This window comes from Sphingomonas sp. FG14 (assembly GCF_057809675.1).
In genome coordinates, this window is the sequence record NZ_JBMDKK010000003.1 from 593,016 (window position 1) to 607,180 (window position 14,165).

A 14,165-nucleotide genomic window follows, 5' to 3' on the forward strand; every position below is an offset into this window, starting at 1 on the left:
GGAGGATCATCGCGCGATCCTCCGGACGAGGGGCCCATGCTATCATCCGCGAACGGTCGCCGCACGCCGCTTGGTCGCGGCATGATGATGGCGCGCATGATGCGTCGAGGCAGCGGGTGCCGCCTGGGGATTCATGCATTCGTCGGTCACCGTCTTCGAACAGAGCGGCACGTCGCCCTGCGGCGTGGAAACGGTGCGCGGGGTTGCGGCCCCGGCCGCGGTCGCGCCGCCCAGGAGCAGCGCGGTGGCAAGCAGCAGCGTCTTCATGGCACTTCCTTTCGTGATGCGGGCGCGCCGTTTCACCGGATCGGCGCGGCGCCCCGCGATCCCGATATTGGGTGATCGGCCCTGGCGAGTCATGTTAAGCTTTGGTCATCCGGCGGCCATCCGGCGCCCCGGGAGCAACCTGTCCAAAGCTTAATGCTGCGCCCAGCACGCCGACAGTTTCGCGCGCCTATGGTTCAGTTCATGGCCGGGCGAAGGGTCCGGTGGGACGGAAGGATCGCGACATGTTTCGCAAGCTCCTCATCGGCACTGCGGCAGCGCTCTCGCTGGCGGCTGGCATTGTGCCCGCTTACGCCACTCATCCGGCGGCGAACACCGATCGTCAGGTGACGATCCCGTTCGTCAATCTTGGCGGAATCCGGGATTGGCGCGCGGACGGTACCAGCGGTGTCTGGATCCAGGACGCGCATCGGCAATGGTATCACGCCACCTTGATGCAGCCAGCGTTCGACCTGCCCTTTGTCGAGCATATCGGCTTCGCCACCGGCCCGATCTCGACGCTCGACCGTTTCTCCTCGATCGTCGTGCGCGGCCAGTCCTATCCGCTGACCTCTCTGGTGAAGAGCGATGCACCGCCGGCGAAGCGCTGACATGCCGCGCTGAACGCTTCGATGAAAAAGGGGGAGGGTGAGATGCCTGTTCCGTTTCTGAAGATCGGGTCGGTCGTGGCTTTGGTCGCGGCGGCCGGTACGCTCGCGCTTCCGCGTACGCACGTCATCGCCGGCGCCGTGCCCGCCGTCGAGCAGGATGCGCCGCGCCTGGTGATGGACGGCACCATGCGGTTGGCGCAGGTGGGGCCGGTCTCCACCTATCTGCCGTCCGGTCCCGTGCGCGGCGTCGCTCTGTTCATGTCGGGTGACGGCGGCTGGAATCTGGGCGTGGTCGACATGGCGAAGGCGCTGACGCGCCAGGGCATCGCGGTTGCCGGCTTCTCGACGCCCGCCTTTCAAAAGGCGCTCGAGAAAGGCGCTGACCGCTGCATCAATCCGAACTATGCGCTGGCCGCGCTCGCGCAGGATTTCGAGCATCGCGCCGGGCTCGATCACTATATGAAGCCAATCCTGGTCGGCTATTCCTCGGGCGCGACACTCGCCTATGGCGCGTTGGCGCAGGCGCCCGCCGGTTCCTATCGCGGCGCGGTTTCGCTCGGCTTCGGTCCCGATATCGGCGGCAGCAAGCCCTGGTGCGCGGCACCCGGCCTGTCGGTTTCGCGGATCACCAAGCCGGAGGCGGGCTGGCTGTTCGCGCCCGTTCCGCATCTCTCCGCACCCTGGCTGGTGTTGCAGGGCCTTGACGATCAGGTTGTCCAGCCCGCGGTCACGCGCAGCTTCACGGGCAGGATTCCCGAAGCCCAGTTGATCGAACTCGCCAAGGTTGGCCATGGTTTTTCGGTACAGGCGCACTGGATGCCGCAATTCACCGCCGCCTTCGCGCCGATGCTCGAAAGCGCTTCGTCGTCCATCGGTTCCTCGGCCAGCATCGACGATCTGCCGCTCAACATCGTCACCGATCCGGCCGCACCGCGTACCAATCTGATGGCGGTGATGTATTCGGGCGACGGCGGCTGGGTCGGCCTGGACCGCGCGGTCGCGGCGCGGCTGGCGGCGTCCGGCGTTCCCGTCGTCGGCATCGACAGCCTCGACTATTTCTGGAACGCCAAGACGCCGCAGCAGGCGGGCAGCGATCTCGGCCGGATCGTCAATCATTTCAGCCAGCAATGGCAGCGCCCCAAGCTGCTGTTGCTCGGTTATTCATTCGGCGCGGATGATCTGCCCTTCATCGTCGATGCCATGCCCCAGGTCCTGCGCCCGGCGCTTGCCCGCGTCGCCATGCTGGGGCTGAGTGGCAGCGCCGATTTCCAGTTCCATCTCGCCTCCTGGCTCGATGTCGAGGGGGCCAATGCATTGCCGACGGTGCCGCAGATCCGGCGGATGCCGAGCGTGCCGTTCCAGTGCATTCGCGGCGCGCGCGAAACCGACAGCGCCTGTTCGGCACTGGCCGCGCCCTACATCGCGCAAGCCGTGGTGCCGGGCGGCCATCATTTCGACGGCAATGCGGATCTGATCGCGGCGACGGTGCTGCGCGGGATCCTCGCATGAACGGGCGGGGCAGGCTGGCCCTGGGCCTGCTGGGTCTTCTCGTCGCCGCACTTTTCGGTTTCGCCGTCCATATCGGCTATTTCGGCGGCCCCGTATTCACCGACGTGCCGGCAACCGCGTCGGCCGTACCGGGGCGAGGCGGGGTCGCGGCGGTGATCCTGTCGGGCGATATGGGGTTCAAGGTCGGCATGGGGCCGCGCATCGCCCGGCGCCTGGCGGCCGACGGCATTCCGGTGGTGGGCGTCAATTCGCTGACCTATTTCCGGCGCGAACGCACGCCCGACGAGGTCTCCGCACTGGTTGCCTCCGCCGCACGACGTGCGCTGGCGTTCGGCCATGCACGCCGGCTCGTGATGATCGGCCAGTCGTTCGGCGCGGACATGCTGCATGTCGGATTGACGCGCCTGCCGCCCGATTTACGCGCGCGGGTCAGGCTGGTGGCGCTGGTGGTGCCGACCGACACGCTCATTTTCCGCGCTTCGCCATCGGAGCTGTTCAACTGGGCGAAGCCCGATGCGCTCGCTCTGCCGACGGCGCAGGCGCTGACCTGGGTGCCGGTGGTCTGCATCCATGGCGAGGAGGAGACCGAAAGCCTCTGCCCGCTGCTCGGCCAGGCCAATGTCCGCAGCGTTGCCTTGCCCGGCGGGCATCCCCTGGATGGCGATGTTGACGCCGTGCATCGCGTACTCACCGCGATGATCGACCGCACGTTCCGGCGCAATCCGAACATTACAAAAATTTCGGAAATCCCCCATGCTGTCACCATTGCGGCACCGCTAATCTCGACGCGATCGAACCGTTGAACGGAGGATGTCATGAGGTGCTGGTCGCTTGCTGCGCTTTCCGCGACCCTGATGGCGCTGGCGCCGATCGGTGCGGGCGCGGCGGTCCCGTCCGCCACCGGCGTGATCGGCACCTGGGTCAATCCCAAGGGATCCGTGAAGGTGCAGACGGGCGGATGCGGTGACAAGCTGTGCGGCTGGGTGGTCTGGGCCAATCCGCAGGCGACCTCTGATGCGCATGAGGCGGGCATCGACAAACTGATCGGCGTGGCGCTGCTCCAGGATTATCGCGCCGTCGGTCCGGGCCGGTGGCAGGGCCGGGTCTATGTGCCCGACATGGGCAAGACCTATTATTCGACGATCCGCCAGCTCGATCCCAACAGCCTGAAGATCAGCGGCTGCATATTGGGTGGTTGGATCTGCAAGTCGCAGACCTGGCAGCGGGGATAGCGCCATGGCGTCATTCAGGGGCAAGGTGCGGCACGTGGTGGAGCGCCATGGTGTCGCGATCAGGATCGTCGGAATATTGGGCGTCGCGGCGCTCGGCTTCTTCGCGCTTCACGCGCTGCTCGCCGACGTCCATGTGCACGACGTGCGTGCGGCCTTTCATCAGGTTGGCGCGGGGCAAATGGCGGCCGCGATCGGGCTCACCGCGATCAGCTATTTCCTGCTCACGCTCTACGACGTGTTGGCGTTGCGCATCATCGGTCGGCCGCTGCCCTATCGCACCGCGGCGCTCGCCGCGCTGACCAGCTACACGCTCAGCCATAATTTCGGCTTCGCGCTGCTGACCGGCGGGCCGGCACGCTATCGCATCTACAGCGCGGCCGGGCTGGAGGCTGCTGATATCCTGCGCGTGATCGCGACCGCGAGCGTCACTTTCTGGGCGGGCATCATCGTGATGGCGGCGGCGGCGGTGGTCGTGCATCCCGTTCCGCTCGCATTCGGTACATGGATGGTGCCGCTCGCCGCGCAACGTGCGATCGGGATCGGGACGCTTGTCGCGATGGGTCTGTCGATCGTTGCACTGCGCGGTGGGGCGCGCACCATCGATATTTTCAAATGGCATTTCCCGCGTCCGACCGCCGGGCAGGCATGTTTGCAGATCGTTCTCGCCGCGCTCGATCTGGCGGCAGCCAGCGCGGCGCTGCTCGTATTGGTGCCGGGGGCAGGCCTCTCCGTCTTTCCGACAGTGTTTCTCGGCTATGCGCTCGGCATCGTCATCGCGCTGCTCAGCCATGTCCCCGGCGGAGTCGGCGTTTTCGAGGCGGTCGTCATCGCCGCGCTGCCCGGCGTCGATCCGTCGAAGCTGCTGGCGGCGCTGATCCTTTATCGCGTCATCTATTATCTGCTGCCGCTTGGGCTGGGTGCGATCCTGTTCGCTATTCACGAGCGGCGCAGCATCCGCCGGCCGCTCGCCACCGCTTTCGGCGCGCTGCGCTTCGCGCTGCATGGCATCGCGCCGACTTTCCTCTCAGGCTTGGTGTTCGTCGGCGGCGTCGTCCTGCTCGTCTCCGGATCGCTGCCCGCGATCCCGGCGCGACTGCATCTGCTGCGCGACGTCGTGCCGCTGCCCTTCGTCGAGGCGTCGCATATCGCGGCCAGCCTGGCGGGGACGGCGCTGCTGCTGATCGCGCCCGGCCTTTATCGCCGGCTCGATGCCGCCTTCCTGATGTGCCGGGCGCTGCTGCTCGCAGGCGCGGCCTTTTCGCTAGCCAAGGGCATCGATTATGAAGAGGCGCTGATCCTGCTCGGCATTGCCGGCCTGCTCCAGCTTTCGCATCCCGCATTTTACCGGCGAACCGCGATGACCGGGCTTCCCGGCACGCCGCGCGCACTGGTCACCGTCGTCGTCGCGCTGGTGTTGTCGACCTGGATCGGTTTCTTCGCGTTCAAGCATGTCGCCTATCAGGACGATCTCTGGTGGCGCTTCGCATGGAGCGGCGATGCGTCCCGGTTCCTGCGGGGGAGCTTCGCGGCAGCGATCGTGCTGGTCGGGGTGGCGGTCTACCGGCTGTTCGGCCATGCGCGCCCGCCCGCGACCGAACCGCTGGCGCAAGCGAATGGGTGCGTTCCGCCGGCACTGGCGCATAGCCAGCGGACCGACGCCATGCTCGCGCTCACGGGTGACAAGCGCTTCCTGTCGTCAACAAGCGGCGAAGCGCTGCTGATGTACCAGGTGCAGGGCCAGAGCTGGATCGTGATGGGTGATCCGGTCGGGCCGAAGGCCGAATGGCCCGATCTGCTCTGGCGGATCCGCGAGATGGCGGATGCCGCGCAGGGACGGTTGCTGCTGTACCAGATCTCGCTGGCGTCGGTGCCGGTGGCGATCGATCTGGGCCTCCAACTCGTAAAATATGGCGAGGAGGCGCGCGTCGCGCTCCCCGGTTTCACGCTCGACACGCCCGACATGAAATCGCTGCGCCATGCCGAGCGCCGCGCCGAGCGCGAAGGTGCGAGCTTCGAGATCGTCGCGGCTGCGGACGTGCCCGCGCTCCTGCCCGAATTGCGCGGGGTGTCCGATGCCTGGCTGCGAACCAAGCGGCAGAGCGAAAAGGCCTTTTCGATCGGACGGTTCGATCCCGCCTATCTCGCGCGCTTCGATTGCGCGGTGGTCCGCCAGCATGGACGCATCGTCGCCTTCGCCAATATCTGGACGACGGGCACGCAAGAGGAACTGTCGGTCGATCTGATGCGCCACGCCGAAACCATGCCTTATGGCACGATGGACTATCTGTTCGTCCGGCTGATGAAATGGGGCAGCCAACAGGGCTATCGCTGGTTCAATCTCGGTCTTGCGCCACTGTCGGGCATCGAATCCCGCAGGCTGGCGCCGATGTGGGCACGGATCGGCGCGTTGCTCTATCGGCATGGCGACAGTTTCTACGGCTTCGAAGGGCTGCGTGCGTACAAGGAGAAATTCTCGCCGGTCTGGGAACCACGCTACATCGCCGGTCCCCATGGCGTTGGCATGGCGCGGGGCCTGATCGACTTGCAGACGCTGGTCGGAGGAGGCGCCAAGAGTGCGGCCGGGACGAAGCGGCTCGCGCTGGTCGCCTGACCGTTCGCTATCAAAACGTATACGCCAGTCCGACCGCACCGCTCCACTGATTGGGGTTGCCGGCCATGTCGACGATCGGCGAACGCCGATAGGCGCCCAGCATGCGCGCATAGCCACCGGTCGCGAAGACGCTCAGGCCGTGAGTGAGATTGCCCGTCAGCGAATGCGCCAGCAGCATACTGCCGTTCCAGTCCTTCCAGCCGGCCTTGTCCGCGCCCGAATAGACGGGCAGGCCACTCGCGGCACTGCCGGCGGGATCGACGTCGTAATAATAGCGCCCGAATCCCCTGCCGACATGATCGGCCGATAGCGAAATGCTGGCATAGGCGGTGTGCGACAGCGGCGTCGCATAGTCGATGCTGGGGCTGACGATATCGCTGCGATGCGCGCGGTTCACGTCATGCTGGTAGGACAGGCCGACCGACAAGGTGTCATAGGGGCTGGTGACGACGCCGGTGCGCTGGATGCCTGCCCAACCGCCGAGCTCCAGCGCCTTTCTGCGCTTGCCCAACGCCGCGACCGCGCTGTCGTCGATCATCGAATTGCGATCGAGCCGCAGCGCCGCGAGCGGCCCCAGTTGCAACTTCCAGCCGGGCTTGCCGTTGTCCGGGATCGCATCGAGGTAGAATGCGGTTCCCTGACTGTTGAACGACAGGCCGGACACTTGCCCCTGGATCGCGAGGGTCGGCAGCGCGATCGTCGAATCCGATCCGATATAGCTGGGTGTCACCGCCAGGCCGGCGCCGATGGTGATCCGGTCGCCGCCGATATCGATGTCGTTATCTGAAGCTCCGGTGCTGTCATGGGCCAATGCAGGGGTGGCCGTTGCGAACAGCAGCGACAGCCAGAGCATCGGTTTGGCGATCGATCTCATCCCGCACTGTCCCGTCGATGGCGCGGCGCGCGCCGATCGTCCGGCGATAGACGAAAGGCGCGTTCCGGCCGCTGGCGGGCGGGTTAAACATCGGTCATCTACTGGACGGTAGCAATGACCGGGCGCCAGCAGGCGTCCGCCACGCGGCGCCAGTTGCCGCCCAGGATCTGACGGATCGCCGGCTCGGGATAGCCAAGTCCGATCAACCCCTCCACGATGCCGGTCAGCCCTTCGGGGCCGATCATCGGCACGGTCTCGTCCATATCGGCCGGCAGCGTGTCCTTGTGCGTGCGGAAATATTCGAGCAGTTCCTCGCGATCATAGACATAGTCGAGCGCGATGCCGACATGCTCCGGCCCGACCAGCGACACGGCATGGTCGATATGCGCGACGATCGCCGCGTCGAGATCGGCGCCGCGCGGGCCGAGGAAATCGCCGAGCCCGTTGATGCCGACGACCCCGCCGGTTTCGGCACAGGCGCGGATGAGCGCATCGGGAATGTTGCGGGGGTGCTGGAAAACCGCGTTGCAATTGGAATGGGAGAAGATCACCGGCGCCTGCGCGGCCTGGAGCACGTCCATCGCGGTACGATGTCCGGTATGCGTGCAGCAGACCGTCATGCCGACGCGGTTCATCTCCGCGATCATCGCACGTCCGAACGCCGTCAGGCCGCCATCCTCGGTATCGAGGCAGCCGGAACCGGCGAGATTGGCGCGATTATAGGCGATCAGCATCCAGCGGACGCCGCCCGCGTAGAAGCGTTCGATCAGGTCGAGCCGGTCGGAGATCGCGCACGCGCCCTCGATATCGAACAGGATGCCCAGCCGGCCTTCGGTGCGCGCTTCGTCTAGATCGGACGGGCGATCGATCAGCCGATAGGCGTCGCTGCGCGCACCGAACCATTCGCGCATCGAAGCAAGCATCGCGAAATGCTCGTCCGGCCCGCTCCGGCCGAAGCCGATATTGATCGTGACCGCATCGAAACCCGCGGCACGGGCGCGCTCCGCCTGTGGAAGGAACGAGGTGTCGGCCGGCCGCAATGGCATGCAAGCGTGATTGTCCCAGGCGAAACTGGAGCGGATCAGCGCGGAAGCGGCGGTTTCGGTCACGATCGATCCTCGAACCTGTTTGGACTGGATACACCCCTGTATCGTGTTCTATAGCATTCGTCATGAGCGAATCTTCACTGACGCATTGGGACGGGCCACTGGGCGGCCTCCCTCCCTTCGATCGCACGACACCGGCCGGCATAGAGGCGGCCTTTATCGCGGCGCTTGCCGCCAAGCGCGCCGAAATCGAACGGGTCGCGACGGACATGGAGGCGCCCGGTTTCGCCAATGTGATCGAGGCGATCGAGGCCTGCGGACGCGCGTTGCGCCGGATCGATGTGCTCCGGCAGATGCAGGTAACCACCGCCGCGTCGCCCGAGATGCAGGCGGTGAATGCCCGGCTCGCGTCGCTTGGCGCCGAACTGGACGTCGAGATCGCGCAGGACCGGCGGCTGTTCGATCGTATCGAGGCGGTCGCGGCGGGGCCGCTCGAACCCGAGCAGCGCCGGCTGGCCGAGCAATTGCTGCAGCGGTTCGTGCGTGGCGGCGCCCGGTTGGATGAGGGCGATCAGGCCGAATTGCGGCGCTTGAACGAACGCATCACCGCGCTTCAGGCGCGCTTTCATGCCAATCTCCTGTCGGAAGCCGAGGCACTGGCGGTCGAGGTCGACGATCGCGATCGGCTGGGCGGTATCGCGGAAACCGCGCTGGCGCAGGCGGCGGCGCTCGCCGAGCGGCGCGGGCGACCGGGCACATGGGCGTTCGCAGCCAATCGCCCCGCGGTGATGGCGGTCCTCCAGCGCGCGCATGACCGCGATCTCCGGCGACAGGTCTGGGCGATGTGGGTTGGCCGTGGCGCCAATGACGGGCCGCACGACAATCGGCCGGTCGTGAACGAGATCATCGCGAGCCGCGCCGCGCTGGCGCGATTGATGGGATACGCCAGCTATGCGGAACTGGCGTGCGCGCCGCGCATGGCGGGGACGCCCGAACGCGCCAGGGAACTCCTCGAACGGATATGGGCGCATGTGCGTCGCGTGACCGAAGCCGATCTGGCCGCGCTGGGCGATGACGTCGAGCCCTGGGATCGCCTCTACCTGGCCGAACGGATGAAGGCCGAGCGCTTCGGCTTCGATGCCGATGCGGTGCGCGATCATCTTTCGCTCGATACCGTGCTGCCCGCCGCCTTCGACGCGGCGGGCACGCTTCACGGGTTGAGCTTCCATGCCATGCCGGATGCGCCGAGGCTGCATCCCGACATACGCGTCTTCGAAGTCCGCCGCGGCGACGAGCCGATCGGCGGGCTCTGGCTTGATCTGATCGCGCGTCAGGGCAAGGGGCACGGATCCTGGCAGTCCGAACTGCGCAGCGCGGAAAGCTTTGACGGGAAAGTGTTGCCGCTATCGTGCATCGTCTCCAGCAACACGCCGGCGCGGGACGGCGAGCCCGTGCTGCTCGCCTGGGAATATGCCAATGTGCTGTTCCACGAATTCGGCCACGCGCTTCATATGCTGATGAGCCGAGCGCGTTACCCGTCGCTCGGCAGTACGTCGGTCGCCTGGGATTTCGTCGAAGTTCCCGCCCTGCTCAACGAACGCTGGCTGCTCGACCGGTCGCTGCTCCGGCGCTTCGCCAGGCATCATGCGACGGGCGAACCGATGCCCGATGCGACGATCGACGCGCTCGAAGCGGCGGTGCGGCACGATCGCGTATTCAGCGTGACCGCCGACTATCTCGCGACCGCGCTGGTCGATCTCGCGATCCATGGGGCGGAGCCGGGCGATGCGCAGGCGATCGAGGCGCGCGTGCTGGCGGAGATGAACATGCCGCGCGCGATCGATCCGATGATGTACGTCACCCATTGTTTCCACAGCTTCACCGACGTCTATGCCGCCGGCGTCTATTCCTATCTCTGGGCGGACGTGATGGCGGCCGATATCGCCGAGGCGTTCACCGCGTCGCCCGACGGACTCTATGACGCGGAAACCGCCGCGCGCTGGCGCGAGACCATGCTGGAGATCGGCGCGAGCATCCCGGCGGACGATGCGTTCCGTGCGTTTCGCGGGCGCGATCCCGACGGCGATGCGCTGCTGCGGCGGTTCGACCTGGCGGCTTGACTGGCTTCTATGGCGTCTGGTGAAGACGGCTTAGGCAACAAGCCCGCGTGATCTGAGCAGCGCGTCCGGGCTCGGATCGCGTCCGCGAAACGCGCGGAATGCCGTGTCTGGTGGATCGGCGTCACCGACCGACAACAGGCTGTGTTCCAGCCTTTGGGCGGTCGGTCGATCGAGCAGTCCGCCGGGCGCGTCGGCAAAGGCTTCGACGATGTCCGCCGACATCAGTTCCGCCCAGATATAGACGTAATAGCCGGCCGAATATGTCGGCTCGCCACCGGCGAAGAGATGCCGGAACGCCGCGAGCGGATGGAGCGGGCGCAGCGCATCGGGCATGCCCAGCGCCGTTCTGGTATCGTCTTCGAAGGCACGCAGGTCGGCGGGCGGATCGGCCTGCATATGCAGCCGCAGGTCGATGATCGCGGCCGCCAGATATTCGGCGGTCTCGATGCCCGATTTCGCGACCGCGTGGCGCAGCGTCTCGGCCAGATCCGCCGGAATCGCCAGGCCCGTCGCCGGATCGCGCGCAAAGGCGGCGAGCATGTCGGGCTGGGTCAGCCATTTCTCGAACATCGTCGAAGGCAGTTCGACGAAATCCCATGGGACATGGAAGGCGCTTTGCCGATGATCCTCGACATCGCCCAGCAGCAGATGCAGCGCATGGCCGAATTCGTGGAACAGCGTGACGGCATCCCAAAGCCGCAGATGGGCCGGTGCGCCATCCTGCGGCCGCGCGATATTGTGGACGATCATCGCGATCGGCAGATCATGGCCGCGTTCGGGCTGGCGCAGCGGCTGTACCCAGGCGCCACCCGTCTTGCCCGTCCGCGCGAAGGGATCGAGATAGAGCGCGCCGACCGCTTCGCCCGCGCGTTCGACGCGATAGGCGCGCACATCGGGATGATGGACCGGTGCTTCCGGCAATGCGGCGAAGCGCAGGCCGAACAATCGTTCGGCCAGCCAGAACAGCCCGTCGCGCAAGCCGTCGAGCGTCAGATATCGCGAAAGCGCGCTTTCGCCCGCACCCAGGCGATGCTGGCGATCGCGCTCGCGGTAAAAGGCGACGTCCCACGGCTCGAGCCGATCGATCCCGTCGCGGCGTGCCATGGCCGCCAATGCGTCCAGTTCCCGATCCGCCTTCGCGCGCGCCGCGGGCCAGAGCCGGTCGAGCAGCGTGAGCGCTGCCTCGGGGTGTGCCGCCATGCGGCTCGATGTGACGAGTTCGGCATGGGATGCGAAGCCGAGAAGGCGCGCGCGTTCGGCGCGCAGGCGAAGCAGTGTCGTGGCGAGCGGCAATGTGCAGCGATCGGGCGCACGGTCCCCCCGGGCCGCGAACAGCCGCCATGCGCGTTCGCGAACGCCGCGATCCGCATGCTGGGTCAGGATGGGCTCGATCGTCGCGCGCGTGCAGGGCACCGGCCGGTCCGCGAGACCGAGGGGCAGGCCCGCATGTTCGGCGGGCGTAAGCGGCAACAGGTCGGCCTCATCCTCGATCAGGATCCGGCGGAACCCGGCATGGCATGCCGCCATCTCTTCGCCGATCGCGATCAGCCGCGCTTTCTCCACAGTGCCGAGCGACGCGCCGGACATGTGGAAATCCTGCAATATGCGTTCGAGCAGACGGGCGCGGCGGCGCGCCTGGACCGTGTCGTTCGCCGGGCGGACCTCCTGTCCCGCCAGCGCCGAGAGCCGCGCATGAAGGCCGGCATGCTGGCCGATGCGATCGTCATGCGCGGCGAGCATGGCGAGTATCGTCGGTGCGGCTGCCGAAATTCGCGCATCGGCCATCGTATCCGCGGCGACGTTGAACAGTGCGCGCAGCCGGCGAAGCGGGCGGCCGCACTGCCCGAGCGCCGCGAGCGTGTTGGCGTGATCGGGTGGTTCGGGATTGTCCGCGATCCCGTCGATCTCGCGCTCGCAATCGTCGATCGCGGTCTGGAAGGCCTGGACGAAATGGTCGGGCGCGATCGCGTCGAGCGGCGGCAGTCCGCCCAGCGGTCCTTTCCAGTCGGCGAGCATCGCATCGCTCATGCGCCGCCTCCGGCGGAAACCATGTCGCGCATCCGGCGGACCGCCGCTGCCGTGAATTCGGGCGCCTCATAGACGAAATTATGCCCGGTGCCGGCAGGTGCGCGAATGCGCTCCGCGCGGGTGGAGATGGCGAGATAGCGTTCGCGCGACGCCGCGTAGAAGCGTGGCGCGCGGTTGGGATCCCCGGCTTCGTCGGTGACGATCGCCTTCATCATCTCCCGCTCCGCATCGGTGTCGCCGGGGGCGACGAGGAAGACGGGAAGGTCGCCCAGATCGCGGTCATAGGCAATGGCATCCCAGGCGATGCGGGCCATGCCCATGGGCGACAATTCCTCGAAGATCGACGCGGCCGCGCAGGTTTCACGCGCGCGCAACGCCAGGGCGGTGGTGGCCGTGTCCACCGCCGGCCCCAGCGCGTTCCTGACCGCCGCCGTCACCGATGCGAAGGCGGGGTCGTCGCGCAGCCGGCGTTCGGAGGCGCTGCTCCGAAAGCCGAACAGGCGGACCGTTGCCGACCAGAACGCCCCGCGCCGCATGCGACTGAGAAAGGGGTTGGGCGGGCCGAAGACGATCGTTTCGGGCGGCGTCGCGTCGAGCAGGACGAGCCCCGCCACCGATGCCGGACGATGCCGGGCGATGGCGGCGGCCAGAAATCCGCCGAAACTGTGGCCGGCGAAGATGAAGGGGCCTTGTTCTCCGGCCCTGTCGAGCGCGGTCATGATCTCGTCCACCTCGCGCATCGTCGTGCGGGGGAAGGGGCCGGGATCGCTCCAGCCGCTGCCCGGCCGGTCGATCAGGATCGATCGACCGTCGCTGCGCAAGGCCCGGTGAAGATGGTCCAGCGCAAGCCCCGCGCCATGCGCGCCCGGCAGCCAGACCACGGCGGGGGCGCCGTTCGCATCGCCTTCCGCCAGCAGATGGATATGGTATCCACCCACATCGATCAGCCGGCCGGGCGCGGGATGCGCCGCCATCGCCCGGCGAACCTGGGCAAGGTGCACGATGCCGCCAATCGTGGCGAGCAGCGCGACGATGATCAGGAGGATTCCCGCGATCGACGCGCCAAGGGCGACGAGCAGCAGCCCGGCCATGGCGAGGAACAGCGCAAGCGCGAGCGCGGCCCAGTCCCGGCTCATCACGGTCAGCAGATAGTCGATCGGTCGCCGAGGCATCGGGTTCATCCTGGTATTTCCCTTTCGCATTCAGCCCGCCTTCGCTAACAGATACAAGCATGTATTGCGGCGCGCATCGCGCCGATCTGAGAGAGTGGAATGGGCGAGAGCAAGCAGGACGACGCGGCAGGCGGCACGGCGACTCCCGTGGAGCGCGACTGGATCGCGGCCGCGCGCGAGATGCTGATCGAAGGGGGCATCTCCGCCGTCCAGATCAATCCGCTGGCGGCCCGGCTCGGGGTCACGCGCGGTGGTTTCTACTGGCGTTTCAAGAACCGGCAGGACCTGCTCGATCATCTGCTGCGCGAATGGCGCGACGGCAATGTCCGCGCCTTTCTGCGCGCCGCTGATCGCGCGGGCACGCCGGTCGATCGCTATCGCCGGATCGTCCGGCTGTGGATGGAGGGCCGCGACTTCGATGCCGCGCTCGATTCGGCGATCCGCCAATGGGGGCGCGTCGAACCCGATGTCGCGGAACAGGTGCTCCTGGCCGACGAGGAATGCATCGCGGCGCTTGCGCGGATCTTCGTCGATGCGCGGCAGGACGAGGTGGAGGCGACGGTGCGCGCGCGGATCGTCTATTTCCACCAGATCGGCTATTGGGCGCTGGGCATCCGTGAAACGCAGGAGCAGCGCCGTGCGCTCGCGCCGGTCTATACGCGTCTGCTGACTGGTTTCGACGATTAGCATCGCTTGCC

At 66.9% G+C, this 14,165-nt stretch carries 12 protein-coding genes; 7 read left to right on the top strand and 5 right to left on the bottom strand.

Translation table 11 applies throughout. From position 1 onward, the window contains the following. Positions 1-42: 42 nt before the first annotated feature. Positions 43-267: a hypothetical protein gene (locus tag ACODTA_RS14990; RefSeq protein WP_489066712.1), complete on the bottom strand. Its 225-nt coding sequence runs from the start codon at positions 265-267 to the stop codon at positions 43-45. Between the two features lie 242 nt (positions 268-509). On the opposite strand from ACODTA_RS14990, the gene ACODTA_RS14995 reads away from it, so the two are divergent. The 5 genes from ACODTA_RS14995 to mprF are packed head-to-tail and all read left to right on the top strand — an operon-like array spanning position 510 to position 6,227. Next, positions 510-875, top strand: a complete 366-nt coding sequence (locus tag ACODTA_RS14995; protein WP_489066713.1) for a DUF6491 family protein — start codon at positions 510-512, stop codon at positions 873-875. A 42-nt stretch (positions 876-917) separates the two neighbouring features. Continuing rightward, entirely contained in the window at positions 918-2,384 is a 1,467-nt protein-coding gene (locus ACODTA_RS15000; protein WP_489066714.1) for an AcvB/VirJ family lysyl-phosphatidylglycerol hydrolase, read from the top strand. Further along, positions 2,381-3,187 carry an AcvB/VirJ family lysyl-phosphatidylglycerol hydrolase gene (locus tag ACODTA_RS15005; protein WP_489066715.1) on the top strand — a complete coding sequence of 269 codons (807 nt, stop codon included), beginning with the start codon at positions 2,381-2,383 and terminating at the stop codon, positions 3,185-3,187. The genes ACODTA_RS15000 and ACODTA_RS15005 overlap by 4 nt, the downstream gene beginning before the upstream one ends. 12 nt (positions 3,188-3,199) lie before the next feature. Further along, positions 3,200-3,616, top strand: a complete 417-nt coding sequence (locus ACODTA_RS15010; RefSeq protein WP_489066716.1) for a DUF2147 domain-containing protein — start codon at positions 3,200-3,202, stop codon at positions 3,614-3,616. Positions 3,617-3,620: 4 nt separating this feature from the next. Further along, positions 3,621-6,227 carry a bifunctional lysylphosphatidylglycerol flippase/synthetase MprF gene (mprF, locus tag ACODTA_RS15015; RefSeq protein ID WP_489066717.1) on the top strand — a complete coding sequence of 869 codons (2,607 nt, stop codon included), beginning with the start codon at positions 3,621-3,623 and terminating at the stop codon, positions 6,225-6,227. Positions 6,228-6,237: 10 nt separating this feature from the next. On the opposite strand, the gene ACODTA_RS15020 is transcribed toward mprF, so the two are convergent. Together ACODTA_RS15020 and ACODTA_RS15025 are read right to left on the bottom strand one after the other, a co-directional pair. Continuing rightward, complete coding sequence (locus tag ACODTA_RS15020; RefSeq protein ID WP_489066718.1) at positions 6,238-7,101, bottom strand: MipA/OmpV family protein; 864 nt, start codon at positions 7,099-7,101, stop codon at positions 6,238-6,240. A gap of 98 nt (positions 7,102-7,199) precedes the next feature. Then, entirely contained in the window at positions 7,200-8,210 is a 1,011-nt protein-coding gene (locus tag ACODTA_RS15025) for a dipeptidase (RefSeq protein ID WP_489066719.1), read from the bottom strand. A 62-nt stretch (positions 8,211-8,272) separates the two neighbouring features. On the opposite strand from ACODTA_RS15025, the gene ACODTA_RS15030 reads away from it, so the two are divergent. Next, the gene (locus ACODTA_RS15030; protein WP_489066720.1) at positions 8,273-10,267 is read left to right on the top strand and encodes a M3 family metallopeptidase; all 1,995 of its coding nucleotides are present in this window, start codon (positions 8,273-8,275) and stop codon (positions 10,265-10,267) included. Positions 10,268-10,297: 30 nt separating this feature from the next. On the opposite strand, the gene ACODTA_RS15035 is transcribed toward ACODTA_RS15030, so the two are convergent. Both ACODTA_RS15035 and ACODTA_RS15040 read right to left on the bottom strand, forming a co-directional pair. Next, a complete protein-coding gene (locus ACODTA_RS15035) occupies positions 10,298-12,295 on the bottom strand; it encodes a M3 family metallopeptidase (protein WP_489066721.1) in 1,998 nt (665 codons plus the stop codon). Next, positions 12,292-13,476 (bottom strand): alpha/beta fold hydrolase, encoded by a 1,185-nt coding sequence (locus ACODTA_RS15040; RefSeq protein ID WP_489066722.1) that lies wholly within the window; start codon positions 13,474-13,476, stop codon positions 12,292-12,294. The genes ACODTA_RS15035 and ACODTA_RS15040 overlap by 4 nt, the downstream gene beginning before the upstream one ends. Before the next feature lie 90 nt (positions 13,477-13,566). Between ACODTA_RS15040 and ACODTA_RS15045 the strand changes: the two genes are divergently transcribed. Then, a complete protein-coding gene (locus ACODTA_RS15045; protein WP_489066723.1) occupies positions 13,567-14,154 on the top strand; it encodes a TetR/AcrR family transcriptional regulator in 588 nt (195 codons plus the stop codon). The last annotated feature ends 11 nt before the right edge of the window (positions 14,155-14,165 follow it).

Coding starts and splice junctions, on each gene's coding strand:
- ACODTA_RS14990 (WP_489066712.1), bottom strand. CDS start 267: ATGAAGACGCTGCTGCTTGCCACCGCGCTGCTCCTGGGCGGCGCGACC.
- ACODTA_RS15010 (WP_489066716.1), top strand. CDS start 3,200: ATGAGGTGCTGGTCGCTTGCTGCGCTTTCCGCGACCCTGATGGCGCTG.
- ACODTA_RS15005 (WP_489066715.1), top strand. CDS start 2,381: ATGAACGGGCGGGGCAGGCTGGCCCTGGGCCTGCTGGGTCTTCTCGTC.
- ACODTA_RS15030 (WP_489066720.1), top strand. CDS start 8,273: ATGAGCGAATCTTCACTGACGCATTGGGACGGGCCACTGGGCGGCCTC.
- ACODTA_RS15045 (WP_489066723.1), top strand. CDS start 13,567: ATGGGCGAGAGCAAGCAGGACGACGCGGCAGGCGGCACGGCGACTCCC.
- ACODTA_RS15000 (WP_489066714.1), top strand. CDS start 918: ATGCCTGTTCCGTTTCTGAAGATCGGGTCGGTCGTGGCTTTGGTCGCG.
- mprF (WP_489066717.1), top strand. CDS start 3,621: ATGGCGTCATTCAGGGGCAAGGTGCGGCACGTGGTGGAGCGCCATGGT.
- ACODTA_RS15040 (WP_489066722.1), bottom strand. CDS start 13,476: ATGAACCCGATGCCTCGGCGACCGATCGACTATCTGCTGACCGTGATG.
- ACODTA_RS15035 (WP_489066721.1), bottom strand. CDS start 12,295: ATGAGCGATGCGATGCTCGCCGACTGGAAAGGACCGCTGGGCGGACTG.
- ACODTA_RS14995 (WP_489066713.1), top strand. CDS start 510: ATGTTTCGCAAGCTCCTCATCGGCACTGCGGCAGCGCTCTCGCTGGCG.
- ACODTA_RS15020 (WP_489066718.1), bottom strand. CDS start 7,101: ATGAGATCGATCGCCAAACCGATGCTCTGGCTGTCGCTGCTGTTCGCA.